Raw genomic sequence first — 25,870 nt, 5'->3', positions numbered from 1 at the left:
AAACTAAGTCTAAACGCATTACTGCACGTTTGTAGAAATAGGGTTATGTAGGGTTACTTGTTTTTGTAATTCTTTTACGTCTTCGACATTTGGTACGCCAACGCCAACCTGCGATACAGCTAAAGCAGATAAAGCGGTAGCAAAAGATAAGATTTGTGAACGATCCCAATCTTTCTGCATGTGACCCCAACATAGGCCAGCAACTAACGTATCACCAGCACCTACAGTACTTACTACGTTCATTTTTGGCGGTTGAGAGTAGATCCATTCCGTCTTGTTTTGCTCATTATTGCCAAGCCACATTACGCCTTTTGAGCCTAATGACACGACGATATTTTCAATGCCTTTTTGTGCAAGATCTTGAGCCGCTTTCTGACACGCTTCTGGCGTTTCTAACTCACGCCCAACAAATTCAGATAGCTCTTCATCGTTTGGTTTAATTAACCAAGGGTGAGCCTCTAAACCTGCTGCCAATGCCGCACGACTGCTATCAAATAGTACTTTTTTACCCATTTGATGCAGCTTTTCAATCCACTCAGCACACAGCTCAGGAGAAATACCTTTTGGTAAACTGCCTGCTAATACGAAAAAATCATGTGTTTTAGCTAATTCAAATAAACGAACTTCAAACTCGGCAATCGCTTGTTCAGAGACATCAACACCCGGAAAGTTGATGTCACTCACTCGGCCATCTTGCTCTACTAATTTCACATTAATGCGAGTAGCACCATCGACACGGATAAACTCATCGTTAGCGTTCATCTCTTCAAATAATTGACAGAACAGCTCTTCATTATCACGACCTAAAAAACCGGTAACCGTCACTTCAGCACCTAAGTCAGACAGTACTTTAGCAACGTTTACGCCTTTACCCGCCGCATGAAGTGAGCCTTTACTAACTAAACTCACAGAGCCAACCGATAACGCATCTAAACTGCCTGTTAAATCTAAAGCAGGGTTTAGCGTGATAGTAACTACTTTGCTTTTTGGATTAGTACTCATCAATTAACCCTCGCCTAAACCAGAAGCAATTGCAGCACCAATGCCAGCAAGCGCTTTTTTTGCATCTGAGCCATCTGCAATAAATTGCAGTTCATGACCGTGTTTAACGCCAAGCGCAATCACTTTCATTAAGCTTTTCGCATTCACCGCTTTACCGTCACCATTTATGTTTAATACGGTGATTTTTGATTCGTATTTTTTCGCTTCAGCAACAAGCATTGCACCCGGGCGAGCGTGTAAACCGTGTGCATTTTTAATTTTAAAGGTTGCTGTATTATCAGCATCAGCACTTACTGTTGTTTCTTCAGCAGAAGTAGAGAACATCGCAAGTAACTGCTCAGAAGTTGCAGATAGAATCGAGTCTTGTTTTTGCCCAGCTACTGCTTTGGTGATCGTTGTTAAGAACGATTTATGAGAGGCGTTACAAGAAGCAATCGCAATCAAACCTTTAACAGGCAAGCCATTAAACTCGCACCCATTTGCTGTCGTTACGATAGACATACCAGAGCGTTTAACGCCTTTGTCAGTACTTACCAACCATAAACCGTTGCCTAGATGCGTAGGCTCTTTAATGACTAACTCTGCAACAAATTGGCTTTCTGCATTACCACTGTTCTTTAGTAAACCGCCCGCAACCGCACTCATTTGGATCATATCGCTTGCAGGGAAAAGCAATTGGATTAGTGATGCATCAAAATCGGCTTCAAACTGCACTTCACCATTTAGTAATGCAATAATGTCAGCTTCTGTTTTTGCTTGTTTTAATTTCTCTTCTACGCCATCAGCAGAAAGAACTTTAGTCAGTTGTTTTAAAATACCTAGGTGCTCATCTGATTTAGCCGCAATACCAATGGCTACATAAACCACATTACCATCACCCCAGTTAACGCCTTGCGGGAAATGATGCACAGCAACGCCGGTGTTATTAACTAAATCACGAGTATCTGTTGTACCGTGTGGGATAGCAATACCATTGCCTAAAAACGTTGAGTTCTGTTGCTCACGATTTAACATCCCTTCTACGTACTTCTCTGCAACTAAACCTTTTTCTGTCAGTTGCTTTGCAATCGCTTTGATTGCTGTTGTCTTATCCGTTGCTGCTTGTTGCAACGTAATGTCATTCTTTGTCAATGTCAGCATGGGTCTTAGCCTCTCGCTTGTTTATCTGTAATTTGTGCTCTGCTAAATCACCGTTTAAGCGTTGCTTGAGTAAAGCTTAATCGATTCAGCAAAACAGTTAAAAAAGTTCAGCAAATGCTTTCTACTTATTAATACGCTTCATAAAAAGTAAAAACAACGTAAATATCACGTTTTTCAAATTTGCTGAATCGTTTCAGCTTTTATACTGAAACGATTCAGCATATAATTCAACTCATAAAATGATTGGATCTAAATTTATATGATCCGACCCACAGAATTTAAGGATCTTATCCATGACATTAGATGAAATTGCCAAACTTGCTGGCGTCTCTAAAACCACCGCAAGCTATGTCATTAATGGTAAAGCACAGAAATATCGCATCAGTGAAAAGACCCAATTAAAAGTCATGGCTGTGGTTGATGAGCATAATTATCGTCCAGACCATGCCGCTTCTGCATTACGTGCGGGCAGTAGCCGTTCGTTTGGTTTAATCATTCCTGATCTTGAAAACACCAGTTACGCCAAGCTGGCTAAACTTTTAGAATACAACTCTCGTAAAGCGGGTTATCAGATCTTAATTGGTTGCTCTGATGATGATCCTGAAACAGAAAAAAACGTAGCCCATGCTTTAATCAGTCGTCGTATAGACGCGTTGTTTGTTGCAAGCTGTTTGCCCGATGGCAGTGAGTACTATTTAACGATTCAAGAAAAAGGCACACCCATTATCGCGATTGACCGCTCTTTGGATGATGAACATTTTGGTTGCGTGATCAGTGAAGATTTTGAAGCGGCTTATGAGCTAACCAAATCGGTAGTTAATGAAAACGTAAAATCGATCGGCTTAATTGGGGCATTACCTGATCTCAACATATCTCGTCAGCGTCATTTAGGCTTTAAAGCAAAAGCTAAAGAGAAAGGTTTAGCGAGTATCACTGGTTATGGCGAACACTTTAACAGTGAATCAGGCAAAGCAATTTTTGAACAATGGATAAAAGAAGAGACGATTCCAGATGCGATCATTACAACCTCTTATATCCTACTTGAAGGCATTTTGGATGTACTCATTGAAAAGCCTGAATTGATGACCAAAATAAAATTAGGCACTTTTGGTGATAATCGTTTGCTTGATTTTTTACCTATCAAAGTAAACTCTCTACCACAGCAATTCGAACTGATTGCTGATAGTGCCTTGGCATTAGGGTTGAATGCTTCAGCAAAGCGTTATCAAGCAGGAATAGAGTTAATTCCTAGGAAAATTGTTATTCGCTAGGGTTCTGTCGCACGGTGGAGTACGCCACGATGATGATACTTTACGTTTTAATTGACGAGATTTGTGCTCAAGCATTGGCGAAAAAGTAATGACCCAACGGTTAATTGTAGAATGATCAATAGCGCTACCACGTTCTGTAAAAATCTCTTCGATATCACGAGTGCTGAGTTTGTATGAGACGTAATAACGTACCGCTTGAAGAATGATATCTGAAGGGTATTGGTAGTCAGTGAAATCCATTAATGACTCGAAATGATATTAAATATAACTATTTTGAACTTACAACGTCACTTTAGTTCCTTACCGTGCGACAGAACCGAAAAAAGTTATGCCCGATATACACAAAACAATAACTTTCGACTGCGACTTTCAGTGACAGTCATGTTATTAAGTGCAGTAGAAAGAATTGAATGATGATAAGTCTTAGTGCCTATTAATTATTTTTAAACACAGGCAACGAAATCTTACAGTAAGCCAAATACTTTTCTTCTCCAAAAGGTGAATTAGCTAATTCTATTTCACCATGATTGGTATACATATCAAATGCTTCTTGGTTTTTGCTTATATCTTGTTCTAGTCTATCAGCAATTTCACGTTGATCATTACAATTACTAGATTGTCCCTTCTCAATAGCTATATAAATATCATGTAATAACTTAACAGATATAGCGCAATGTGTCTCTTCATGGCGGTATAAACGCTCTAAATATGATTTAAATAAATTCGCAACCTCTTTATTTGAATCAGAGATTATAATCTGAGGTAATATATAAGTAACACTCACAGAAAACTTGTTTATTTCACATGTGGTGTCATCATTAATTATATTATAATTCCACTGTGTATAAGCATCAATATATATAATATCTATATTTTCTATAAATTTAATTTTATTATTAAAGGAAGTATTAATTTCAGTTTCAGTTTCACCTATTACATTATAAGTTTGATAATTAATTTCTAAAGAATACCCAATGTCTGGTTGTGACTCTGCTTTGGCATAATTAAAAATTATTAATATCAGAGAAATAAATATAGGTAATAATTTACTTGTCACTTCTATCTCCATTTGTATGGCTACACTCACATGAAGCCACACTTAAATATCACATTAACTATTTTTAACGCTCTGTTGAACGACCGCCACCTTCTCTTCTACTGCGATCCCCACCCTTACGTCTCCCACCCTCATGTGACTTATGGCCATTATTTCGAGCATCTCTTCCCCGCTCTCTTCTATCTTGAGATCGACTTCCTCCTCTAGAAGAGCTTAAATTCCCACCGCCACCAGCTCTGTGCTCTAGTCTACCGCCAATCACAAGTTCTAAATCTTCCCTAGTTATTTCTTTCACAATATTATCCTTATTTTACATGAGTTTAGGTATAACATTAACCAACAAAAGTATTTTTCAAATCGAAAGATACCATTGAAAATATTTAATTTTCAAGTTTATTTTCATATATTTTATAAATGAATGACATCAATCACATAACAAATACTTATTAAGTGACTCACAATTACAAAAAATACATAGTAAATTTACTACATTTCATTGACAATTAAAGAGCACATGTTATTCCGAAAAGAAGTAACTAATCTTAAACAAAATCGACTTACCGGTAAGATGATTCTTACTCAACCTCCTTCCTTTTATGTTATATCAATCGTTACATTCGTATTTTTAGTTATTTCAATAATTTATTTAATCGAATCTAAATATTCACGAAAAGAAACGGTTAAAGGTTATTTATTACCTCAAAAAGGAGTAATTAAAGTCTATTCAGGTAGAACTGGAATTCTTGATGAATTATTTGTCCATGAAGGAGACATAGTTGAAGAAGGACAATTAATCGCTAAAATTCGAAATAGTCAAAGTTTAGTGAATGGTGTGGAAGTATCAGAAGCTTTGAGTAAAGAAATTAAAATTCAAATTGAAGCTCTTACAAAAGAGAAAAATGTAACAGAAATTTTATTTAAAAAAGATGAACAACGTATAAAGCGACAATTGGTACAATTACAAAAGAGCTTACAAGCAATGAACAAAGCTAAAGAAACCAGTCAACAAAGATTTCGACTCAAGGAGAATCTATTTTATAAAAATAGAAGCTTGCACCAAAAGGGATTTCTTTCGTCTGCTCTACTCTCTTCAATTCAAGAATTGTATTTAGAAGCCTTAGAGGCCACTAATAGATTAGAAAGAGAGATAGCTTCAGTATCTGTCGATATAGATAATTTGAAATCCGAGCATATAGCTTTGCCAGAAAAGCGTCTTTTAAAAAAAGCAGTAATTCAACGACAAATTTCTGAATTACAAGTTAAACTGGTCGAGCTCAATAATACGTATGAATTCATTAAAAAAGCGCCAGAATCAGGCATGGTTACTGCGATTCAACCTTCAATAGGTACTCAAATTAATGCTGATTCACCTATTTTAAGTATTATACCTGAGGGGTCTCCCTTAGAAGTTGAATTGCTACTCCCCACAAGTTCTGCCGGATTTGTACAAATAGGAGATGAAGTAAAAATTAGATTTGATGCCTTTCCTTATCAAAAATTTGGTTTATCTCAAGGGTTTATTATAAACATAGATAAAGCATTAATTCTCCCAACAGACAAAATTCTCCCGATAAAAATGGACGAAGCTATATATCGAGTTCGAGTTAAGTTAACTAATCAAATAATTTCAGCTTATGGGAAAAAATTTCCATTAAAAGTAGGGATGATTGCCGATGCTGATATTATTTTGGAAAAAAGAAGTCTTTTAGAATGGTTACTTGACCCTATCTATGCAATAAAAGGGAAAATGTAATGACAAGGTTACAAACATTAAAACAAAAAATAAAAGTACAAAACCCTCTGGATCTATTATCGTATTCAGGAAAAAAAAGAGTCCCTTTAATCGTACAGTCTGAAGCGGGGGAATGTGGATTAGCTTCTCTAGCTATGGTTTCATCATATCACGGTCATCAAATAAATACTTCTTCTCTTAGAAAGTTCCTAACAATTGATACCCAAGGAATGAATCTAAATCAGATTATGGAAATCGCGAGTGAATTAGGATTAGCTTCTCGTGCAATTCAGTGTGAATTACATGAAATTAAGCAATTAACCTTACCTTGTATACTTCATTGGAATTTAGACCATTTTGTAGTGTTAACCGAGGTATCAAAAAAAGGGATATTAATTAATGACCCATCGATTGGAAAACGTAAACTTACATTTACTGAATTTAGTAGGTGTTATACAGGTGTAGCTTTAGAGTTGACACCTACAACATCTTTTAAAAAACAAGATGTAAGAACTGTTATGAAAATATCTCAACTTTGGGACAAAATAACAGGATTAAAACGATCTCTAACTTCTTTGTTCCTTTTGTCTACTATTATGCAATCAGCAGCATTATTCTCTCCTTATTACATACAATGGGTAGTAGATAACGTCCTAATGAGTAATGATAAACCTCTCTTAATTGTATTAGCTATTGGATTTGGATTATTAGCACTAATTCAAGTTGTAGTAAGTGCTTTTCGAAACTGGCTTATTATTCGATTTAGTAGTGCCATCAACATCCAAATGGGATCAAACTTATTTTATCATTTAATCCGATTACCCATGAATTACTTTGAGAAACGTCATATTGGAGATGTTATTTCTCGTTTCAGTTCAATGAGCTCTATCAAGGAATTACTAACTACAGGGGTCATTGAATCAATTATTGACGGTCTCATGGCAACAGTCGTATTGCTCATGATGTTTTTATATAGTCAAAAGCTTACCTTTCTAGTGATCTTTGTTGTTCTCGTTTCTTTCCTCATACAGCTTATATTTTATTTCCCTAATAGACGAATAACAGAAGAAGCAATTTTGGCAGATGCGAAAGAAGATTCTATCTTTTTAGAAAGTATTAGAGCAATCCAAACTATTAAATTATTTAATCATGAAACGAGCAGACAAAATACGTGGTTAAACCAATATTCTGAGGTTATCAATATAGATATTCGTTTAGGTAAATTAAGGATAGCTGAAGATAGCCTGAATAATTTAATATACAGTTTAGAAACCATTTTAGTTGTATTCTTTGGTGCCTTAGCCGTAATAGAAGGAGACCTTACAATTGGAATGTTATTAGCATTTATTGCTTACAAAAACCAGTTTACGACAAATATATATGCTTTCATTGATAACATGTTCTCTTTTAAATTATTGAGTTTACATTTGAATCGTTTATCAGACATTACGTTGGAGCAAAGAGAGCAGCATTCAATGCATAATAAACTTCCTAACGTGCTTAATGCTCACCTACGAGTTGAAAACTTAAGCTTTCGTTATACGGACAATTCAGAATGGCTATTTAGCAACCTAACATTTGAAATTCAACCTGGTGAATGTATTGCCATCATAGGCTCTTCTGGCTGCGGTAAAACTACCTTAATGAAGTTACTTCTCGGTTTATTAAAACCTACTTCAGGAAATATTTATATTGATAATATAAACATTCAAGATATTTCTTTAAATGACTATCGAAAACATTTAGGCAGTGTCATGCAAGATGATACATTACTTTCAGGAACCCTTTCAGAAAACATTACCATGTTTGATTCAAGTTATGATGAGAAGCGATTAATACAATGTTGTAAACATGCTAATATTTTAGAAGATATTCAATCACTTCCTATGGGGTTTCATTCTTTAGTTGGGGATATGGGTAATAATTTTTCTGGTGGACAATTACAGCGTATTTTTTTAGCAAGGGCCTTATATAAAAAACCAGACATTCTCTGCTTAGATGAATCAACGAGCCATTTAGACTGTGACAATGAATATAAAATAAATAAACATATAAGTAGATTAGATATAACAAGAATTATTATTTCTCATCGAAAAGAAACAATTGAATCAGCAGATAGAGTAATAGATATTACAAAATAACATTTGAGTGATTTGTAGTAACCAAGAAAAACTAGCCTCCGTTTTATATTCTATTAGATGTACTAATTGAAAAGCCTGAATTGATGACCAAAATAAAATTAGGTACGTTTGGTGATAATCGTTTGCTTGATTTTTTACCTATCAAAGTAAACTCTCTACCACAGCAATTCGAACTGATTGCTGATAGTGCCTTGGCATTAGGGTTGAATGCTTCAGCAAAGCGTTATCAAGCAGGAATAGAGTTAATTCCTAGGAAAATTGTTATTCGCTAGTCGTTAAATTGGCTGTTACGGCAGCCAATTTATATTGAATTCCACACCAAAATAAACACGTTCGAACCACACCACAAATAATGACCTTTCTATTCAATTAACATTTTGAAACATTCTCTTCGTAAATAAACGAAAATCTATCTTTGATCACACTCTCATTTTAATTCGTACAGTATAAAGAATATACAGATGCGAACTTAAAAAGGAGAATAAATGAACGCGATTAAAGCAATGTTAAGTGCCATGTTTGGAAGTTTTCGCGATCTCCTACCTATTATTCTGGTCATTGCTTTCTTTCAACTCGTAGTACTGCAAGAGCCATTACCAAACATTGGTTCCATCCTCTTTGGCTTGCTACTTGTTGTATTGGGTTTGACCTTTTTTATCTTTGGTTTAGAGATGGGGTTATTTCCTATTGGCGAGTCGATGGCCCAAGCCTTTGCCAGAAAAGGCAGCGTGGCTTGGTTATTACTTTTCTCTTTTTGTTTGGGTTTTGGAACGACTATTGCGGAGCCTGCACTCACAGCCGTAGCGGCAGAGGCGGCTGAAGTCGCCGCCGAAGGAGGAATGATCCCACATACAGAAAACGATATGGATGATTATGCCAACGGACTACGTTTAACCGTCGCACTCTCTGTTGGTTTTGCCATTGTGATTGGGGTGTTACGTATTTTAAAAGGTTGGCCAATCCATATCATGATCATCGGGGGTTATATTACCGTGGTCGCTCTTACATGGTTAGCACCTGAGAACATCATCGGGATTGCTTATGATTCTGGTGGCGTGACGACATCTACCATTACCGTTCCCTTAGTTACCGCTCTTGGTGTCGGCCTTGCTTCTACCATTAAAGGGCGAAATCCTATGCTTGATGGTTTTGGTTTAATCGCCTTCGCCTCCCTCCTTCCGATGATTTTTGTCATGCTCTATGGGATGGTATTAGCATGAACAGTCTAACTCTATTTTTTGAAACCTTCTTATCAACCATTCGTGATGTATTACCGATTGTCGTTATTATTTTTGGTTTCCAATTTGCGGTATTAAAAAAACCAATAACCAATTTACCTAAAGTCATTCTAGGGTTTTTCTACGTAATTTTAGGATTGTCCCTCTTTTTAATGGGATTAGAACTCGCGTTGTTTCCACTCGGTGAATCGATGGCTGCACAATTAACCGCGCCTGATTTTATCTATGAAGGAAAAGATTTATTAATCCAAACCTTTGATTGGGTCGATTACTATTGGGTCTATATTTTTGCGGCGACGATTGGTTTTAGTACCACTATTGCTGAGCCATCACTCATTGCTGTTGCTATAAAAGCCAATGCGGTTTCTGGCGGCAGTATCAGTATTAATGGATTACGAATAACCGTTGCTTTAGGTGTTGCCTTTGGTATCTCGCTAGGAAGTTATCGAATTGTAGTTGGTGATCCCATTCATTATTACATCATGGTGGGCTATGTCATTGTGGTTGTTCAAACCTTCTATGCCCCTAAAATGATCATTCCACTGGCTTACGATTCTGGTGGTGTAACAACCTCAACGGTCACCGTACCTTTGGTAACCGCACTAGGGTTGGGACTTGCTTCAACTATTCCCGGTCGAAACCCAATGATTGATGGCTTTGGATTAATTGCCTTTGCCAGCTTGTTCCCCATTATTTCTGTTATGGCTTATGCGCAGATCAGTGCTTATAGAGCCAAAACAAAATCTAGTCCTCAAGAAAATACGAATTAATCGATGAATTTAGGAGAAAGCTGATGCGTTTTAAATTGTTACTCGCTTTTGTAGAAGAAGCCAAAACTGATGCGGTTCTCGATGCTGCGCGTAATGCAGGAGCAACAGGAGCAACAGTTATTAATCATGCTCGCGGTGAAGGTCTCAATAAGAAAAAGACTTTCTTTGGCCTAACACTCGAAGTCCAAAAAGATGTTTTATTATTCGTGGTTGAAGAGCACCTTGCACGCTCTATTTTAGAGACCATCAATGATGTCGGAGAGTTTGATACTGAATCAGGCCAAGGAATTGCCATTCAAATAGATATTGAAGATGCAGTAGGAGTCGCACATCAAGTTGAGACATTAACCAAGGTTGTAGAGGAAAAACTATGAATAAAGTAAAAGTAGAAAACGTTATGTCAAATACCTACGTCATGGTTGATGGATTAATGACGGTAGCCGAAGGAATTCAATTAGCTAAGCAGAAGCAAGTAAAAGCACTGATTGTAAAAAAACGCCATGATGATGATGAATACGGCATTGTCCTAATGAATGATATTGCTAAAAAAGTACTCGCACAAAACCGTCCAACAGAGAGAACGAATATTTATGAGATCATGACAAAACCTGCGCTTTCTGTCTCTCCTGATATGAACGTAAAGTACTGTGCACGATTATTCGAACGCTTTGGGATAAGCAGAGCACCTGTCATTAAAAATGGTCAGATAGTTGGAATGGTCAGTTATAACAACATTGTTTTGAATGGGATGGCTGGCGTAAGCCCCTAGTCCAAAGATGCGAGTTTCGGTGACTTAAAGCTTAGTTCCCAAGAACATAAACCTCTCTAAGCCACCGATTTAATTACTCTGTTTTTTTAATGACCAAAGGTGCAAAGTCAGCTACTGCATTATTACCAGCACCTGAATGATCAGTGTATTCCGTATCCTTCATTATGGTGTAAAACACATCAACGAAATCATCATCATTAATAAATAAATCATCAGGAAGCAAAGCAATGATTGCACTCGTCATTTGAGGAATAATCAAATATGCCTGTGCTTCTTTATCTGGAATAGTCGCTAAAAAATCACTTGCTGCTTTTAGAATCGTTTGAGCTAGCTCTTTATAGTCCGTTTTATCATCTTGCTCCATCAAAATAATATCAGCAGCTCCCCAACGATAACGTTGCCAGAAAATCATAATTTGATTTGCAGGGTAAGACTGCTCGGCGTAATCAAGATACGGCATTTCAATCAAATCGATCATTGGTTCATCACGATCAGGGCTGACACCAGAAACAATCGCATACACTTCTGCTTTACCAGAGATCCATGGTTCATGATCATCCTTTAGCTGAATTTTTTTCAATATAGTCGTATTGATTTCAGTTGGCTCTACTGGTGCACTTTGGCTCATAGAGTAACGAGCCATTTTTTCTGCTTTCGGCTGCTCTTGTAATGCTTTTAACTCATCACGCATTAACGCTAAGCCAGCTTTTAGTTCTTCACGGTTATTGGTATCAACCACTAAAACAGGACGCTCTGGAATATCATAAATATCTAGGTAATGGACGTTGCCATCAATATCAAATGCTTCAATATATTGCCATTCACTTTCTGCCCCTTCAGGTTCAAAAGCAAATAATGGACTTTGCCCTGCCTGCCAACGAGCAAGCATACTTGGATCAGCAAGACGTAATTCCAACAATTCATCAGTATAGTGCTGTAACCCACGAGATTCGATCTCTGTATCATTAGCCGCACTCATTGCAGCCATAAAAGTTCGAGCTTGAGGTTTGGGTTGAATAGGCAAATCAGATAAAGAGGCACTTAACTGGTACTGATTAATCGTACCTTTTAAACTCTTCTCTAATTGTAGAAAAGCGCGACTCAGTTCCTGAGCTAAGTCACGTTTAGACACTTCATCTTGCGCATTCGCTGAAACAGGAGTCATCAAACAAAGTACGAGTAGCGCTGTTAATTTGTTCATACAGCATTCCTTTTTATAATTATTGTATTTATTTACATCCGTTTACATTTGTCCTTCCCCCCCACTGTAACAAAATCATGCAAAAATTAAAGTCAATACTCTAAAATAGATTTCCGACACTCAGTCTTATACTTGAAACAGTTAAATACCTGGCAATTTAAACAAAAAATGAAAACCAGCTAAAAAATGGCATCATGCTCCTCTTTGTATTTTTCTCATATGTTCAATATCACCGGCAACTCCGATTGAAACGAACAACAAATTGCATTCATACTTCGAGTCACTTCACTAATTAACCTTAGACTCCTTTCTTACCTAAATAACGCATGTTAATACTAATGATAATTATTATCTTTTAAGTTTTTAACGAGTGACTACATGAGTAATATAAACATCACTAACGGCTCTCACCCTGAACCGTTAATTCAAATAAAAGAACTCTGTGTTGATTACATCACTGATAATGGTGATTTCAATGCCGTGAAGTCCGTCAGCTTTGATGTCGGTAAAGGAGAAATATTTGGTCTTGCGGGAGAATCTGGTTGTGGGAAAAGTACCATTGCCTTTGCTATTAACCGCCTTCATAAGCCACCGGCATTTATTTCTGGAGGGAGTATTTTATTTCAAGATAAAGACTTACTCCGATTATCTGATGGACAATTAAATGTTATCCGATGGAGTGAGATAGCAATGGTTTTTCAAAGTGCCATGAACTCACTGAATCCTGTTCTTCCTATTCAGGAACAATTTGCTGATGTATTACGCCACCACAAAGGCATGACAAACGAACAAGCGAAAGACAGAGCAGAGAAACTATTGGATTTAGTTAATATCCCTCGTGAACGCTTAGCCGATTATCCCCATCAATTTAGTGGAGGGATGAGGCAACGTCTAGTCATTGCCATTGCACTTTCTCTAAGCCCAAAACTGATCATAATGGATGAACCAACAACCGCTCTCGATGTCGTCGTCCAACGAGAAATCTTGCAACAAATCTATCAATTAAAGCAAGAATTTGGCTTCTCAGTCTTATTTATTACCCACGATTTAGCGCTAATGAGTCAGCTTTGTGATCGTATTGCGATTATGCGCCACGGTGAAATTGTTGAAGTTGGTACATCATCAGACATTAGAAATAACCCACAACACCCTTACACTCAGAAATTATGGGCTTCATTCCCAAATATTCATGAAGAAAGACGTCAATCCCCAACATTAGAAGGAGTTTTATAATGGATAAGCCTCTTATTCAAGTTAAGAACATCGTTAAAGAATTTACTGTTGGTGGAGGCTTCGCAAAGGAAGATACCTTTAAAGCATTACAAGGGATCAGTTTTGATCTCTATGCAGGACGCACCTTAGCCCTGGTTGGAGAATCTGGTTGTGGCAAAAGTACCTGTGCTCGCCTAATTACTAAGGTATACCCTGCGACGAACGGGGAAATTCTGTTTGATGGAAAAAATATCAATGAGATAACATCATCAAAAGAGATCTTGAAGTATCGCAGCCAAGTACAAATGATATTTCAAGACCCATTTGGTTCATTAAACCCAACGCATACCATTGCACATCATTTAACTCGACCACTTAAAATTCATAAACAAATAGCGAATGATAAAAACATACCTGCACGCCTACTTGAATTATTGGATTTGGTTGAATTGGATCACGACACTTTAGCTAAGTTTCCTCATGAACTCAGCGGTGGTCAGCGTCAAAGAGTCAATCTTGCCCGCGCTTTAGCGGTTGGTTCTAAGATCATTCTAGCTGATGAGCCTACCTCGATGCTTGATGTATCAATTCGATTAGGCGTTCTTAACCTAATGCAGAACATGAAAAAAGAACTCGGTATTGGCTTTTTGTATATCACACATGATCTCGCTACTGCTCATTATATCGCCGAAGAAACCGCCGTGATGTACAAAGGCCAAATTGTAGAATGGGGAGACACTCGCTCAATTTTACGTAACCCTCAGCACCCTTACACCAAGCTATTAATCTCAGCAGTGCCTGATCCTGATTTACCGTTTGGCAATTTAGTCGAAAGTGAACCAAACTATTCTATAGACGCTGATGAAATTAGAAAACGCAGCAGTATTGTAATAGAAGGGTGTAAACAGGTCGGCGATAATCATTTTGTTAAACATTGGGATGAGGCAGCATAATGACATTAGATACTTGGTTAGTTTCAATTTCTAATTGGTATGAAGCAAAACAATATGACCAAATAGAAACGCTTGAAACACTCTTATATTCTGCACCTAATTCGGTGTGGGGACCAGCATTGACAGATGATCAAAGTAAAGCGATAGCCTGTTGGTTAGACGGATGTTTAAGAGTGTTTGAGCACACTAAGTATCATAATACGAAAAAAGCATACCAAACATTACAATACGCCAGTGCAAAGTTAGAAGTGGCCGCCTTTAACTCTGCAGCGGATATTGATATTAAAGATTGGTGCTTAAAACGATTACAACACCTCACCGTACTCAGCTTGGAGTTTTGTAATCAACAACAAGATCAATCCACATGGAATAAGAAAGCCCATTCACTCATTGAAATGCACGTTAAATTAATGGCGAGCCTTTCTTGGAATGAATCGTTAAATAGCAGTAACACTCCAAGTTTAATGTCCCCCCATTAAATGTATTACCTTATAAAATGACCATAATAAAACCATAAAAAAAGCAGTAGGTGCTAGATCGTAACGATAGGCCCCTACTGCTTTTCTGTTTAGAGTAAACTCGCCAAATTTAGACCAGGCTATAACGCTAATTGCCATCTCTGTAATGGCGCTTTACTGTTTATTCCTGCTCTGCCCCAACGATCAACCGCATCAACAACTAATACACGTTCCATTGGCAGCAACGCTTGCATCTGCTTGTTTGGTTTTTGAGTTGTGATAATCCAAACTGACTCATCTTCTTCAATTAAGACTTTCAACTGTGCTTTATCATCTTCAGTCCATTCAAGAGCAGGTTTTGTTAAACGATCAACCACAAATAATTGATTGCCAGAAGCAAAGTCTTCTAACTGCTCAGACAACAAAATAACCGAGTCGATATCATTCTCTAAAATCACTTTTTGCTGCTGGTTGATTAATTGACGTACCGACAACATAAACTGCTCTTGGTTTTTTTGGATCTGCTCTGATTTATCAGGCCAGATACGTTGAAAATCATCACTAACAATCGCTACCATTCTGATTAAGTTTGTTGGATTTAACCATGCGTATTTTGAGGTCGTTCCATCAGATAAACGTAATGCTGCTACACCTTGTGCTCGAGGCGTTATCGCTTGAGAGGCGTCAACCTCAATAATCTGAATATTGCTGTATCTTGCGTTCACATACAGAGGATCATCAGCCCATACTGCCCCAATCGTCACCACCACTTGGGCTGTTTTTGCCAAGTCTTGAACGGTTTTAGCCCCTTTATTGGCAAACCAATTGGGTAAACGCTCAATCCCATAACGATTTGGTGGTAAATATTTTGTCGTTAATGAGGTCTCTTTTAATAACTCGCTTGATAGCATATACGTCACAGGGGTTGCCGTTAATACATCTGCTGCGATTGCTGCTTTCATATTAAATAGTGAGGCTACACATACACTAGCAATCACTATCCATTTCATTGAATTCTGTTTCATTTCTTATCCTATCTATATCCATATTCTTCGATTATTATTGAGGTCTACTCTGTTAATTCTTACGAATAATTCGGTAGGTGGTCGCAAGTAAAAAGAAGAAAGCTGAAACAATAATAATCGCAGCCCCAGAAGGTACTGGCATTTCTAATTCCATCGGTAATACGGTGCCAATCAAGCACGATATTGTCGCTAATAGCGCAGACATCAAGACAAAACTGCCCATATTCTTAGTTAACAATCGAGCCGTCGCACCAGGTATGAGCAATAACGCGCCAACTAAAACCGCACCGACAATTTTTACCGATGCAATCGTCACAAGGGTAATCATCATCACAAAAAGGTAATCATAAAAATTAGTTTTGTAGCCACGAACTCTGGCAATATCAGGGCTAATACAAGTTAATAAAATACGATTAAACGTCGGAATTAATACCACCACAATCAATAAGCAACTGCCTGCTAGAATCGCAATGTCTTGGTCCGTAACCGTTAGGATAGAACCGAACAATACGTTCTCTAGCATGTGAATATTAATTTTACGTGCTACGTACATCAGTAATGCAGCGCCCACAGCCAATGCCAAGGCAAGGAAAACCCCAACTAACGTATCGTAAGGCACGTTAGTTCGGTTTCTTACAAAATGCAGCAACAAAGCAAAGATCATACAGAAACTAAATAAGCCGATGATTGGATTCTCTGCGGGCTCTCCCAATAACACACCTAACGCGATACCCGTTAAGGCAGCGTGACCAACGGCTTCAGAGAAAAAGGCCAAACGCTTTGCAATCACTAACGTCCCCAAACCACCTAACAATGGCCCTAAGAGGATGGCGGCAACAATAGCATTAACCATAAAGGCATACGAAAAACTGTCACTTAAGAAACCTTGCTCGACGCCATATAACGCCCACTGACGAAACAGTTCCATTACGCAGCCTCTCCATTGTTGGTTTTTGATGCATCGTACTGAGCACTTGCACCCGTATAATGATTGAATAATCGCTCAATTTTCTCAGGTTTTAATACTTCTGAATAACAACCAGAATCAACCAAATTACGATTGATAACATGAACATGTGCTTTAAGACGGCGAACAGCGGTCACATCGTGGTGAACGGCTAATACCGTTTTACCTTGCGCGATAAATTCATGCATTAAGGATTCAAGATAACGAACCCCGTGCTCATCCATGCCTGTGGTTGGTTCATCAAGAACGAGTAGATCAGGGTTATCCAATAGCGCTTGAGCGAATAACACGCGCTGTTGCTCCCCACCAGAAAGTTGCCCCATTCGACGATCGGCACGGTTAGACATGCCAACGCGCTCTAACTGCGCCATTGCAAATGCTTCTTGGCTGCTTTTCTTACGCCATAACGCACTTAAAAACAGAGGCACTCGCGTTTGATTCAATAAAATGAAATCTTTCACTGTTAGCGGCAGGCTAGATTCAAAGACGGCTTTTTGTGGTACATAACCAATCACGCCTTTCTGCTCTGGCCACTCAATATTAATTTCCCCCTGAAACGCGGTTAATCCTAAAATTGAACGCAATAACGAGGTTTTACCACCGCCATTAGGACCCATCACCACATGGCATTGACCGGCTTCAAAGCGTTGGTTAACTCCTTCTAAAATGGTATTTTCACCATAAGTAAGCCCAACATTGGTTAACGAAATTGCTGGTCCTGACATTATTTAGCGTCCTTATCAGCGGCAAATTTCATAGCTTCGATTAGAGTGTCTAAATTTGATTTCATTTCAATTTCAACTTTATTGTCTTCATAAGGACCGTGCGTCATGTGCGAAAAGCGATACAACTGAACGCCTGTCGCCTCTTCAATCGTGTCGACAAAACGGTTTGGCATGTTCAATTCATAAAATAAAACATCAATGTCGGATTCACGGATCTTTTCAATCGTCCCTTGCAGTTGACTCGCACTTGGTTCTACACCGTGAGCGGGTTCAATGACAGCTGCCACATCCACACCAAACTCTTGAAGAATATAACCATACGCATTGTGCGTTGTTGCTACCTTCATTCCTGCAGTGTCTAATTCACCCAGAGAGAGCATGGCATCACGCTTCATTAATCGGAATTTTTTCGCGTATTTACGCGCATTTTTACGGTAGAACGAGGCATTTTCAGGATCAATTCGAGATAGCTCATTGGCAATGGTGTAAACCTTTTGAATTGTTGTAGATAGACCAACAAATGTGTGAGGATTCACCGCCCCTTTACCGACCGATTGCCCCATCGCTGGTAACAAAGGAACGTCTTTATTGGCTTCTAATACCATTAATTCGCTGTTATTTGCTGCCGAAATTACTTTTAACGCAAAGTCATCATGACCAATACCATTAACAACAATCACATCCATTTTATTTAAACGTTTTAAATCGTTTGGTTGGGGTAAATAATTGTGTGGATTAAACCCTGCATCAACCAAAGGAAGGATTTCTGCTTTATCTCCCACAACCGCTTTTACATAGCTGTAGTAAGGTTGTAAGGTAATGCCAATCACCAAAGGTTTTGTTGCCGATATCGCCGATGCAGAAAACAAAGAGAGTAAGCTAAGCAGAACAAAAGAACGTACGTATAAAATAGATTTCATCATTATTATTTATCTTTTATTGGTATCAATTTAAATGAGAGTCATGAGTAGGAAAGATAACTTGTACCCAGTGCTGTTGAATGAGTTCGCTTTCATTCCAAGAGATTAGAGCAGGAGAGATGGTTGTCGACATCAATTCAGAGTTTAGCCAAAGCTCAATATCATCGCCTTTCACATTAAAAATGAATGACGCAGCGCCTTCTTTTTTCACTTTTAAACCCAAATAAACTCCAGAACCTAAATGCTGCCATTGGTGTTTTCCGCGACGCTCCCAGCTTTGGTCTTGCACAAAAGGTGGTAACCATTCATCCGCTAGGTAAGCAATCTCTGGCCATGCATTTTCTTCTGTTGATTCAGCCTGAATATCGTAAATTTCTTCATAGGCTAAACGTAATTCAGCGATCATAGCTAAATCATCTTGCGTTAAATCGGTAATTAATACTTGGTGTGATTCAAGCTTTACGCCCTCATCGTTCGATTGATGATATGGCAATGCGACCACCGCAATAAGCAAAATGCACCCAATAATGAGTGCTATCCATTTTCCTTCTGCGCTTCCATTATCTGGAATGACTGATTGAATGATCATTTCTCTGAGATCTCGACAACATCGACTTCCACTGGGCTTTCGTGTCCTGAATCAAACACCAAATAAAAATCTGTTTCAGGATTTGTAAATTCCGCAATTGAGCGTTTATCAGTGGTGACTTTTGCAATCAAATTATCATCGTAATCATACATATTTACGTCATAATCAACGGCTTTACTGCCATCACTGTAGCCTGTTTCACACAATACTAAATCCGATTCAAACCAACAGCTCATTAATGGAAAATGAGCAAAACTCGCAGAAGAAAAAAGAAGAGAAGAAACAAAAAGGGTTTTCAGGTTTACTTTAGTCATGGATAAATCTCGATAAAAAAGCACCACAAACTTTTATGGAAAGTGGTGCTAACTACATTATTGAAGTAGAGCTTCAAACGTTAAGTGAACATTTACACTGGCTTGTTCTGCAAGTGGGTGGTCTTTCAGCTCACCTTTGTAATTTGATTTCATCAGGTAACGACCCGCAGTTTCAGGAGTAAAGGTGATCTTTCCGTCTTTATCACTCACTACGTCAATTTGTTCTTGATGATTACGATATAGTGTCCCTTCACGAGTAATATCAGCCGTTACACCCGCTTGAGGTTTACCATTAAAGAAGAACTGAAAAATCACAGGTTCACCTTCTAGAATATCCGACGGATGAGTTAATGGCTTAAGCTCTAACAAGGTATTATCAAGCTTCATCGCTTCTGTTGTTGGCTTACCTACTGTTACGTAACTCTCAGCACGAGTGAAACTCACTTGGCTTACAACATCTCGTGCTTTTTCTGGAAGTACTAACGCACGATCTGCCTTGGTTGCTTTAATCCATTTCACAGTATCACGACGGCCTGCTTTATATTGGGTATAGTAAGTAGGTTCATTGTTGATACGAACTTTATGTGTGCCTTCTTCTTCAAAATAGAAATCAAACATTGAACGGCGTTTGCCTTTAACAACAAAGTTTGGGCGCTCAGTACGGCCATCAGGCATCACTACTTGTGCCTGATCACTACCCGCCGGCTTATCAAATACAAACGTACCGTGTGACGCGGTAACATCAAACGTAAGCCAATCACCACCTTCTTTAGATACGGTAAAATGAGAAGGTAAAACCCAACGAGGGTGTGCGTTAGCCGTCGTTGCAGCCAATAAACCTGCAGCCATCACGCCGGTTAATACTGCCGCTTTGAACTTACTGTTCATTAATGTTGTTTTCATAATGTGTTTAATTCCCTGATAAATAGACATCTAAATTATTTTTTATAATGAATGGTAATTTCGCCAGTCTCTTCTGTTGGCTTTAATTGGTAAGTCATATCACTATTCGCTAACGTCATTTTTTGACGTAAATAGTTACGGCCACCATGCTCGCGAACCACTTCGATATGTAACGTATAATCCCCTTGTGGTAGCACCTGACCTGAGTCATCTTTGCCATCCCAACTGAATTTGTATTTACCAGCTGGTCGTGTTGCAGAAGTAACAGCATCAACTAATTCACGATCGTAACGACCGACTTTACGCCACCAACTTCTTAAATCTTTTAGCCACTCATCTTTACCTACCCACAGCTCAATCGTTTTTACTGACTTACGTTCGCTGTTTTCAATCCATACCGCTACATAAGGGCGTGCATACATGGTGGTCGTAATCGTTGGAAGCTCAAAAGCAACATCGACTTTTGCACTCTCAGAAATAGCCGCTGAATTAACAAAAAGAGGTGTTGTTAATACCATTGCAGCAATTGAATGACGTAAATAGGTAGAGAGTGAAGCCATTGTGATGTCCTTATGGATACAAGATTAAAAGGGTTAAGGTACGGCAATAAAATACAATGCAAGCGTGATTGATGAGCCAAATACCATCCACTTCATTGATGTCATTAGTGTTCTTTTTTTCGGTAAAATTAAGCACACACCTGTTAGTACAAAAAAGATCATTAATAACGCGGTAATATCAATGAATGCTTTCCAAACTTCACCGCTGTTTCGTCCTTTATGTAAATCATTTAATAACGCAACAACGCCATAGTTTGAGCTTTCGATATCTGCCATGCCTGTCGTTAAATCGATATAAACAGACGCGTTATAACCGGGTCCTTTGTAATTTAATGACAATTCCCCCTCGACTAGTTCACCATCTTCAACGTCGGTAAAAACATCAACATTAGAAGGCGTTCCAGAGAGATCGGTGTGTTGATTTAAGTAATCAAGCAAAGCAGCGGTATTTGGTTTATTCCAAAGGGTGTGTTGTTTTTCATCTTGAGAAAAAAGCACATTGTTAGGAACAGAAAGAGTGGTGTTTTTGATGTCTGGAGAGCTACTAACAAACCAATCAGGACGATTTAGCGTGATCCCGGTGATCGAGAAAAATAAGACAACGAGTAGAAGCGCCATTGATACATAGACATGTAAGCGACGCGCCCACAATTGTACTTGTTTATTTTTCAGCAACATGAATAAAACAGGATCATTTAAGAATAATGGATGGTAATGTAATTGATAATGATTTGCGTTGACATTCAATTTACATTGTTTACGTTTGGGGATTCTTTACTGTTTATTTTACGAGCAATAGAAAAGCCCTCATCATTCGATAAGGGCATTAAATGGAGTTTACGCTGAAGTATTGGCTGTTTTTCTCAATTGAGACAAATACTTTATCCACCCTTTCGCTTCATTTGAGGGCGTAAAATCATTGGCTCTTTTCGCATAAAGTAAGGCTGAATCTATTTGGTTTAATTTGTAATAAGCTCTGACTTTAGCTAATGCAATATCATCTGTCTTTTTGTAATCCTTAACCTTATCTAAAGTCTTCAAGCCTTGTTGATGATGACCCTCTTGGATCTGTAATTGGGCCACTTGCCAATAATAACGTGAATCTAGCGTTGCAGCCTTTGACCAAGTGACAGTGGCTTTATCCCACTCTTTTGCTGCTTGCCAATAACTTGCTTGCATAGTCAGTAAATCAATATCACTTTGCGCTTCATCTAACTGACTTAATACTTCAGCGGCTTTCTCTGGGATACCACGCTGAGCATAAAGTTGAGCCAACAATTTCAACTCTGATTGACTCAATTCAATTCCTTGTCGCTCTGCAAGAATAAGAGTATCTAACGCATTTTTAGGTTGATTCAAACGAAGCTGAATACTCGTTAACTGCTGCCACCATGTCGCTTTATTTGGTTCAAGTACAATTAAACGGTTCAAGGTAGGGATCGCCGATTTCCATTGTTTTAATTGAAGTTGCGCCCCTAACTTCAGCACTAGCGATTGGCTTCTTTCACTTTGTTTCTTATATATCGCAACACGTTCATGCTTATTTAATGCAGAAAGGACCTTTTTCCATTGCGCCAACTGGTAATGGGTTTGAGAAATACGGAACCATAAATCGCCTATTTTTTGTTTTTCAGGCACTGAGTTCGCTAATTGATAATAATGCGGTAACGCATCACTAAAGCGCTGCTCTGTTAATAATAAATCGGCAAGCATACGTTGCGTTATCCATGCTTGCTCATCGGCTAATTGCTGGCTATTTACTGCTTTAGTGAGATATTTAACTGCCGACTTACTACTCCCTGCCTGCCAATGAAACACACCCAACATACGTTGAATATAGGCTTTATCATAATCCTGAGAAGGGGTTAATTCTGCCAAAACAGCAATTGCCTCAGGCATTTTTTCTTGCTGTTGTAATTGCAACGCTCGCTGTACTTTACCTGCATTGTATTGACTAAGTTGCTGAGCTTGCACTGCCCCAGCAAAAAATAAAGCGAAGCTAAGAATAAGAACAGAAGAATGTAATTTTAATTTCATCATTTTGCTAACGTAAACTCCAATTTCACCGTTTGTCCAACTTGAGCAATGGCTTTCCCACCGACTACTTTTGGTTGATATTTCCATTTTTTCAACGCTTTAACTGCTTCTCTTTCAAACATTCGACGCGGTTTAGCATCCGTCACTTTTACATTAGTTGGGCGACCTTGTTCATCAATGGTAAATGACATAACAACAAAGCCCTCTGCGCCTCTTTTCATCGCTTTTGATGGATAACGAGGCTCAACACGATACAACGGCATCGCTTGTTGGTTACCTGTAAAATCTGCGAAACTCGGTGCATTTATCGCTAACCCCGAAATACCAGAATCCAAGCTCATTGGTGGCATTGAACTTTGTGGCGTCGCCATTGAAGTTTGAGTTTGAGACGCCATTGGTTTTGCCTCTGGCGGCGGCTCTGGTGTTTCTGGTTTTTCCGGCACTCGACGTTGACGGCGCTGAATATCTTGTTCTTGCTCAACCATCACCATATCAAAGCGGATCGTCTCACTGCTTTCTGGTTTCCCGTTATGACCGTTGTCTACCATCCACGCCATAAAGGTGAATAGTCCTACCGTCATAGAAAGCGCAATAGGCACTGCCAACAATAATCGCCACATTAGTTTTTCTCCGCAGCCAATGCGATGCCTTTAACTCCCGCACCTTTAGCCGCATCCATTACTTTTACAACCGTCCCGTTATACGCATGCTCATCTGCTTGGATCACTAATGATGCATCAGGTTGTTCTAATAACAAATGCTCTAATGTCGCTTGAACTCGCTCTGCATCCACCATACGTTTATCAATGAAAATATCATTTGAAGCGGTAATAGCGACAAAGATACCCGCGTCTTTTTGACTTGATACATTACTGGCTTGAGGGCGATTCACCTCAACCCCTGATTCACGTACAAATGAGCTTGTTACGATAAAAAAGATCAGCATGATAAATACGATATCGAGCATTGATGTTAAATCTATTTGTGCTTCTTCTTGGTTTGAAGAACGGCGGCCAAGTCTCATGACTGACTCCTTAATGCTTTTTCTAAATGATGTTCTTTACGGCGGCATACTTTGGCTAAACGAGCATGAACAAACATACCCGCTAGCGCAGCAACCATTCCTGCCATGGTTGGTAATGTGGCTAATGAGATACCAGAAGCCATCAGTTTTGGCTGGCTACTGCCTTGATTTGCCATTACATCAAACACTGAGATCATGCCTGTTACCGTGCCTAGCAAACCGAGCATTGGGCAAATGGCGACAAGAACTTTGATGAAATTCATGTATTGATTAAGCTGAAGATGTGCTTCGCTTACCCAGCCATCACGGATCGTTTTCGCATACCACGAATCATGATCGTCTCGCTGTTGCCATTTATCTAACCATACTTTTCGCTGTGCCGGAAAAGTGAAAGATAAGAAAAATACACGCTCAACCACTAGTAACCAACACACAGCAACAACAGCGCCTAACCACCATAAAATGGGGCCGCCTTGTGCCATAAAGTGAGATAAGAAGGCCGTCATTAAGCTGCGATTCCCATTGGTTTATTTATTGTTTCTTTTTCTGCTTGTTCAGCCACTAAACTCAAGCCCTGTTTTTCAAGGATGGTACGAATACTCTCTGCTTGTGAGCTTAAGATATTGTGAGTTAATAACAGAGGCATCGCTGCAACTAAGCCTAATACCGTAGTCACAAGAGCCATTGAAATACCGCCCGCCATTACTTTTGGATCGCCATTACCAAATTGCGTAATCACTTGGAATGTTTCGATCATGCCAGTAACAGTACCTAAAAGACCTAACATAGGTGCTAATGCAGCGAGAAGCTTAAGCATTGAAAGACCTTTTTCTAAGCCTTGTTGCTCATCGACAATGGTTTCTAGTAAGCGAAGTTCTAACGCTTCTACCGAACGAGTTTTTTCTGCATCATAAACAGATAAAACACGACCAAGAGGATTATTACCGATGTGTTCAGGATCTTTTAATTGAGTACGGATCTGCTGACGAATAACCAACAATCTTGCACCATTAAATAACGAAATAAGCAGGCCAATTGCCAATAGAGCGATAATGATTTGTCCAACCACACCACCCGCTTGAAGGCGATCTTTTAGCGTTGGCGAATTTGCAAGTTGCTCTAGCATGATGCCACGCGATGGATCCACTGCCATCATGATCACTTGTTTCTGCGCCATATCAGATAATGTTGCTACTGATGGCGCAAGCTCTGGCTGTTGTGCATAATACGTCGCAACTTGTTTTTTGTTATCCCAACGTAAAAAGCCTTCGTCGCCAACCAATGCCATATTTCCTAAACGGTAAGCATTCACTTCTGCGCGATGACCTGCACCGTTAATAACAGTTACAGGAACTAAAGTCAGTTGTGAACTTACCTGTGCTTGTTGTGCCATTGTTTGCCATAAACCGGTCAATTGGCCCATCGAAGGCAAAGATTTCGCAGCAACGATATCATTAATTACTTGGCTATTTTTCTTATCATCAAAGCCTGTTACTGAGTTCTTTAACTCTAAATCGACATCTTTTGCTGTTTGTCTTACAACACCAAACAGCTCTCCCAGACTGCCAGTTTCTAGATGTAATTTTTGCTCTAAAGAGGCTAACGTTTTTTCATTATTGCTGAACGTTGAGCTTAATTTATCACTCTCTTTCTGTAGCTGTTTTCGTTCTGCTATTAACGCATTTCTTTGTGCTTTTAAACTTTGTTCTGTTTGTTTAAAACCAGACTCACGCTGTGCATTATGTTGTTTTTGAATTTGGCTTGCTTGCTTGGTGTCTTGAACTAATTCAGAGCTTGCTGCCGATGTGTTAGCTGAAAAACTTAATACTGAAATAGCTAAAATAAGTGGTTTGATCGTCATG

General features: G+C 38.8%; 29 protein-coding genes and 2 pseudogenes. 11 read left to right on the top strand and 20 right to left on the bottom strand.

What is annotated here, in order from left to right; genetic code table 11:
- Positions 1-18: 18 nt before the first annotated feature.
- Positions 19-1,002: a 1-phosphofructokinase gene (gene pfkB / locus ED622_RS03475; protein ID WP_122032552.1), complete on the bottom strand. Its 984-nt coding sequence runs from the start codon at positions 1,000-1,002 to the stop codon at positions 19-21.
- Positions 1,003-1,005: 3 nt separating this feature from the next.
- On the bottom strand, positions 1,006-2,142 hold the full coding sequence (fruB, locus tag ED622_RS03470; protein WP_122032551.1) for a fused PTS fructose transporter subunit IIA/HPr protein: 1,137 nt from the start codon (positions 2,140-2,142) through the stop codon (positions 1,006-1,008).
- Between the two features lie 293 nt (positions 2,143-2,435).
- Here fruB and cra point away from each other — a divergent pair, with 293 nt between their 5' ends.
- On the top strand, positions 2,436-3,413 hold the full coding sequence (gene cra / locus ED622_RS03460) for a catabolite repressor/activator (RefSeq protein WP_045104256.1): 978 nt from the start codon (positions 2,436-2,438) through the stop codon (positions 3,411-3,413).
- 21 nt (positions 3,414-3,434) lie between these two features.
- Here the strand turns inward: cra and ED622_RS03455 are convergent.
- The 3 genes and pseudogenes from ED622_RS03455 to ED622_RS03445 form a co-directional block, all read right to left on the bottom strand.
- A pseudogene (locus ED622_RS03455) lies at positions 3,435-3,653 on the bottom strand (IS6 family transposase); the annotation flags it as partial.
- Positions 3,654-3,846: 193 nt separating this feature from the next.
- Complete coding sequence (locus tag ED622_RS03450; protein ID WP_162922437.1) at positions 3,847-4,470, bottom strand: DUF922 domain-containing protein; 624 nt, start codon at positions 4,468-4,470, stop codon at positions 3,847-3,849.
- A gap of 64 nt (positions 4,471-4,534) precedes the next feature.
- Positions 4,535-4,765 carry a hypothetical protein gene (locus ED622_RS03445; protein WP_122032549.1) on the bottom strand — a complete coding sequence of 77 codons (231 nt, stop codon included), beginning with the start codon at positions 4,763-4,765 and terminating at the stop codon, positions 4,535-4,537.
- 219 nt (positions 4,766-4,984) lie between these two features.
- Between ED622_RS03445 and ED622_RS03440 the strand changes: the two genes are divergently transcribed.
- From ED622_RS03440 to ED622_RS03410, 7 genes and pseudogenes are all read left to right on the top strand, one after another.
- Positions 4,985-6,223, top strand: coding sequence for an HlyD family secretion protein (locus ED622_RS03440; RefSeq protein WP_122032548.1), 1,239 nt, complete (start codon positions 4,985-4,987; stop codon positions 6,221-6,223).
- Entirely contained in the window at positions 6,223-8,343 is a 2,121-nt protein-coding gene (locus tag ED622_RS03435) for a peptidase domain-containing ABC transporter (RefSeq protein WP_122032547.1), read from the top strand. The genes ED622_RS03440 and ED622_RS03435 overlap by 1 nt, the downstream gene beginning before the upstream one ends.
- Positions 8,344-8,393: 50 nt before the next feature.
- Positions 8,394-8,615, top strand: a pseudogene (locus ED622_RS03430) (catabolite repressor/activator); the annotation flags it as partial.
- Positions 8,616-8,828: 213 nt separating this feature from the next.
- Positions 8,829-9,563, top strand: a complete 735-nt coding sequence (locus ED622_RS03425; protein ID WP_122032546.1) for a DUF1538 domain-containing protein — start codon at positions 8,829-8,831, stop codon at positions 9,561-9,563.
- Positions 9,560-10,351, top strand: a complete 792-nt coding sequence (locus tag ED622_RS03420; protein ID WP_122032545.1) for a DUF1538 domain-containing protein — start codon at positions 9,560-9,562, stop codon at positions 10,349-10,351. The genes ED622_RS03425 and ED622_RS03420 overlap by 4 nt, the downstream gene beginning before the upstream one ends.
- Before the next feature lie 23 nt (positions 10,352-10,374).
- Positions 10,375-10,725: a P-II family nitrogen regulator gene (locus ED622_RS03415; protein ID WP_105056329.1), complete on the top strand. Its 351-nt coding sequence runs from the start codon at positions 10,375-10,377 to the stop codon at positions 10,723-10,725.
- On the top strand, positions 10,722-11,120 hold the full coding sequence (locus tag ED622_RS03410; protein WP_122032544.1) for a CBS domain-containing protein: 399 nt from the start codon (positions 10,722-10,724) through the stop codon (positions 11,118-11,120). The genes ED622_RS03415 and ED622_RS03410 overlap by 4 nt, the downstream gene beginning before the upstream one ends.
- A gap of 73 nt (positions 11,121-11,193) precedes the next feature.
- On the opposite strand, the gene ED622_RS03405 is transcribed toward ED622_RS03410, so the two are convergent.
- The gene (locus ED622_RS03405) at positions 11,194-12,321 is read right to left on the bottom strand and encodes a DUF3103 domain-containing protein (RefSeq protein WP_122032543.1); all 1,128 of its coding nucleotides are present in this window, start codon (positions 12,319-12,321) and stop codon (positions 11,194-11,196) included.
- Positions 12,322-12,699: 378 nt separating this feature from the next.
- Here ED622_RS03405 and ED622_RS03400 point away from each other — a divergent pair, with 378 nt between their 5' ends.
- From ED622_RS03400 to ED622_RS03390, 3 genes are read left to right on the top strand one after another with little or no spacing between them, the layout of a single operon-like run.
- The gene (locus ED622_RS03400) at positions 12,700-13,554 is read left to right on the top strand and encodes an ABC transporter ATP-binding protein (RefSeq protein ID WP_122032542.1); all 855 of its coding nucleotides are present in this window, start codon (positions 12,700-12,702) and stop codon (positions 13,552-13,554) included.
- A complete protein-coding gene (locus tag ED622_RS03395; protein WP_122032541.1) occupies positions 13,554-14,486 on the top strand; it encodes an ABC transporter ATP-binding protein in 933 nt (310 codons plus the stop codon). The genes ED622_RS03400 and ED622_RS03395 overlap by 1 nt, the downstream gene beginning before the upstream one ends.
- Complete coding sequence (locus tag ED622_RS03390; RefSeq protein WP_122032540.1) at positions 14,486-14,965, top strand: transcriptional regulator; 480 nt, start codon at positions 14,486-14,488, stop codon at positions 14,963-14,965. The genes ED622_RS03395 and ED622_RS03390 overlap by 1 nt, the downstream gene beginning before the upstream one ends.
- Positions 14,966-15,084: 119 nt before the next feature.
- Here ED622_RS03390 and ED622_RS03385 read toward each other — a convergent pair whose 3' ends face one another.
- The 14 genes from ED622_RS03385 to ED622_RS03320 form a co-directional block, all read right to left on the bottom strand.
- Complete coding sequence (locus ED622_RS03385) at positions 15,085-15,969, bottom strand: metal ABC transporter solute-binding protein, Zn/Mn family (RefSeq protein ID WP_122032539.1); 885 nt, start codon at positions 15,967-15,969, stop codon at positions 15,085-15,087.
- Between the two features lie 52 nt (positions 15,970-16,021).
- Entirely contained in the window at positions 16,022-16,897 is an 876-nt protein-coding gene (locus ED622_RS03380; RefSeq protein WP_045104276.1) for a metal ABC transporter permease, read from the bottom strand.
- Entirely contained in the window at positions 16,897-17,661 is a 765-nt protein-coding gene (locus ED622_RS03375; protein ID WP_012551535.1) for a metal ABC transporter ATP-binding protein, read from the bottom strand. The genes ED622_RS03380 and ED622_RS03375 overlap by 1 nt, the downstream gene beginning before the upstream one ends.
- Entirely contained in the window at positions 17,661-18,584 is a 924-nt protein-coding gene (locus ED622_RS03370; RefSeq protein WP_122032538.1) for a metal ABC transporter solute-binding protein, Zn/Mn family, read from the bottom strand. Before ED622_RS03370 ends, ED622_RS03375 begins: the two co-directional genes overlap by 1 nt.
- A 22-nt stretch (positions 18,585-18,606) precedes the next feature.
- A complete protein-coding gene (locus tag ED622_RS03365) occupies positions 18,607-19,170 on the bottom strand; it encodes a DUF6162 family protein (protein WP_122032537.1) in 564 nt (187 codons plus the stop codon).
- Complete coding sequence (locus tag ED622_RS03360; RefSeq protein ID WP_017021649.1) at positions 19,167-19,484, bottom strand: hypothetical protein; 318 nt, start codon at positions 19,482-19,484, stop codon at positions 19,167-19,169. Before ED622_RS03360 ends, ED622_RS03365 begins: the two co-directional genes overlap by 4 nt.
- A gap of 57 nt (positions 19,485-19,541) precedes the next feature.
- Positions 19,542-20,372 carry a DUF4198 domain-containing protein gene (locus ED622_RS03355; RefSeq protein WP_122032837.1) on the bottom strand — a complete coding sequence of 277 codons (831 nt, stop codon included), beginning with the start codon at positions 20,370-20,372 and terminating at the stop codon, positions 19,542-19,544.
- Positions 20,373-20,422: 50 nt separating this feature from the next.
- Positions 20,423-20,905 carry a DUF2271 domain-containing protein gene (locus tag ED622_RS03350; RefSeq protein ID WP_254052593.1) on the bottom strand — a complete coding sequence of 161 codons (483 nt, stop codon included), beginning with the start codon at positions 20,903-20,905 and terminating at the stop codon, positions 20,423-20,425.
- A gap of 75 nt (positions 20,906-20,980) precedes the next feature.
- Entirely contained in the window at positions 20,981-21,625 is a 645-nt protein-coding gene (locus ED622_RS03345; RefSeq protein WP_122032836.1) for a PepSY-associated TM helix domain-containing protein, read from the bottom strand.
- A gap of 159 nt (positions 21,626-21,784) precedes the next feature.
- A complete protein-coding gene (locus tag ED622_RS03340; RefSeq protein ID WP_122032535.1) occupies positions 21,785-22,987 on the bottom strand; it encodes a hypothetical protein in 1,203 nt (400 codons plus the stop codon).
- Positions 22,984-23,604, bottom strand: coding sequence for an energy transducer TonB (locus ED622_RS03335; RefSeq protein WP_065592692.1), 621 nt, complete (start codon positions 23,602-23,604; stop codon positions 22,984-22,986). Before ED622_RS03335 ends, ED622_RS03340 begins: the two co-directional genes overlap by 4 nt.
- The gene (locus tag ED622_RS03330; protein ID WP_017021643.1) at positions 23,604-24,008 is read right to left on the bottom strand and encodes a biopolymer transporter ExbD; all 405 of its coding nucleotides are present in this window, start codon (positions 24,006-24,008) and stop codon (positions 23,604-23,606) included. The genes ED622_RS03335 and ED622_RS03330 overlap by 1 nt, the downstream gene beginning before the upstream one ends.
- Positions 24,005-24,514, bottom strand: a complete 510-nt coding sequence (locus ED622_RS03325) for a MotA/TolQ/ExbB proton channel family protein (RefSeq protein ID WP_045104286.1) — start codon at positions 24,512-24,514, stop codon at positions 24,005-24,007. Before ED622_RS03325 ends, ED622_RS03330 begins: the two co-directional genes overlap by 4 nt.
- Positions 24,514-25,869, bottom strand: coding sequence for a MotA/TolQ/ExbB proton channel family protein (locus tag ED622_RS03320; protein WP_122032534.1), 1,356 nt, complete (start codon positions 25,867-25,869; stop codon positions 24,514-24,516). The genes ED622_RS03325 and ED622_RS03320 overlap by 1 nt, the downstream gene beginning before the upstream one ends.
- Position 25,870 lies beyond the last annotated feature (1 nt).

Source organism: Aliivibrio sp. EL58 (assembly GCF_900312675.1).
Classification (GTDB): Bacteria; Pseudomonadota; Gammaproteobacteria; order Enterobacterales; family Vibrionaceae; genus Aliivibrio.
This window is presented reverse-complemented; position numbering and strand designations above follow the sequence as displayed.

Excerpts from the sequence above, each read along its gene's own strand:
- ED622_RS03395 (WP_122032541.1), top strand. The coding sequence starts at position 13,554 with ATGGATAAGCCTCTTATTCAAGTTAAGAACATCGTTAAAGAATTTACT.
- ED622_RS03325 (WP_045104286.1), bottom strand. The coding sequence starts at position 24,514 with ATGACGGCCTTCTTATCTCACTTTATGGCACAAGGCGGCCCCATTTTA.
- ED622_RS03400 (WP_122032542.1), top strand. The coding sequence starts at position 12,700 with ATGAGTAATATAAACATCACTAACGGCTCTCACCCTGAACCGTTAATT.
- cra (WP_045104256.1), top strand. The coding sequence starts at position 2,436 with ATGACATTAGATGAAATTGCCAAACTTGCTGGCGTCTCTAAAACCACC.
- ED622_RS03385 (WP_122032539.1), bottom strand. The coding sequence starts at position 15,969 with ATGAAACAGAATTCAATGAAATGGATAGTGATTGCTAGTGTATGTGTA.
- ED622_RS03370 (WP_122032538.1), bottom strand. The coding sequence starts at position 18,584 with ATGATGAAATCTATTTTATACGTACGTTCTTTTGTTCTGCTTAGCTTA.
- ED622_RS03420 (WP_122032545.1), top strand. The coding sequence starts at position 9,560 with ATGAACAGTCTAACTCTATTTTTTGAAACCTTCTTATCAACCATTCGT.
- ED622_RS03365 (WP_122032537.1), bottom strand. The coding sequence starts at position 19,170 with ATGATCATTCAATCAGTCATTCCAGATAATGGAAGCGCAGAAGGAAAA.
- ED622_RS03405 (WP_122032543.1), bottom strand. The coding sequence starts at position 12,321 with ATGAACAAATTAACAGCGCTACTCGTACTTTGTTTGATGACTCCTGTT.
- ED622_RS03350 (WP_254052593.1), bottom strand. The coding sequence starts at position 20,905 with ATGGTATTAACAACACCTCTTTTTGTTAATTCAGCGGCTATTTCTGAG.
- ED622_RS03360 (WP_017021649.1), bottom strand. The coding sequence starts at position 19,484 with ATGACTAAAGTAAACCTGAAAACCCTTTTTGTTTCTTCTCTTCTTTTT.
- ED622_RS03390 (WP_122032540.1), top strand. The coding sequence starts at position 14,486 with ATGACATTAGATACTTGGTTAGTTTCAATTTCTAATTGGTATGAAGCA.
- ED622_RS03435 (WP_122032547.1), top strand. The coding sequence starts at position 6,223 with ATGACAAGGTTACAAACATTAAAACAAAAAATAAAAGTACAAAACCCT.
- ED622_RS03340 (WP_122032535.1), bottom strand. The coding sequence starts at position 22,987 with ATGATGAAATTAAAATTACATTCTTCTGTTCTTATTCTTAGCTTCGCT.
- ED622_RS03415 (WP_105056329.1), top strand. The coding sequence starts at position 10,375 with ATGCGTTTTAAATTGTTACTCGCTTTTGTAGAAGAAGCCAAAACTGAT.
- ED622_RS03440 (WP_122032548.1), top strand. The coding sequence starts at position 4,985 with ATGTTATTCCGAAAAGAAGTAACTAATCTTAAACAAAATCGACTTACC.
- fruB (WP_122032551.1), bottom strand. The coding sequence starts at position 2,142 with ATGCTGACATTGACAAAGAATGACATTACGTTGCAACAAGCAGCAACG.
- ED622_RS03355 (WP_122032837.1), bottom strand. The coding sequence starts at position 20,372 with ATGAACAGTAAGTTCAAAGCGGCAGTATTAACCGGCGTGATGGCTGCA.
- ED622_RS03345 (WP_122032836.1), bottom strand. The coding sequence starts at position 21,625 with ATGTTGCTGAAAAATAAACAAGTACAATTGTGGGCGCGTCGCTTACAT.
- ED622_RS03335 (WP_065592692.1), bottom strand. The coding sequence starts at position 23,604 with ATGTGGCGATTATTGTTGGCAGTGCCTATTGCGCTTTCTATGACGGTA.
- ED622_RS03380 (WP_045104276.1), bottom strand. The coding sequence starts at position 16,897 with ATGGAACTGTTTCGTCAGTGGGCGTTATATGGCGTCGAGCAAGGTTTC.
- ED622_RS03425 (WP_122032546.1), top strand. The coding sequence starts at position 8,829 with ATGAACGCGATTAAAGCAATGTTAAGTGCCATGTTTGGAAGTTTTCGC.
- ED622_RS03375 (WP_012551535.1), bottom strand. The coding sequence starts at position 17,661 with ATGTCAGGACCAGCAATTTCGTTAACCAATGTTGGGCTTACTTATGGT.
- ED622_RS03410 (WP_122032544.1), top strand. The coding sequence starts at position 10,722 with ATGAATAAAGTAAAAGTAGAAAACGTTATGTCAAATACCTACGTCATG.
- ED622_RS03320 (WP_122032534.1), bottom strand. The coding sequence starts at position 25,869 with ATGACGATCAAACCACTTATTTTAGCTATTTCAGTATTAAGTTTTTCA.
- pfkB (WP_122032552.1), bottom strand. The coding sequence starts at position 1,002 with ATGAGTACTAATCCAAAAAGCAAAGTAGTTACTATCACGCTAAACCCT.
- ED622_RS03330 (WP_017021643.1), bottom strand. The coding sequence starts at position 24,008 with ATGAGACTTGGCCGCCGTTCTTCAAACCAAGAAGAAGCACAAATAGAT.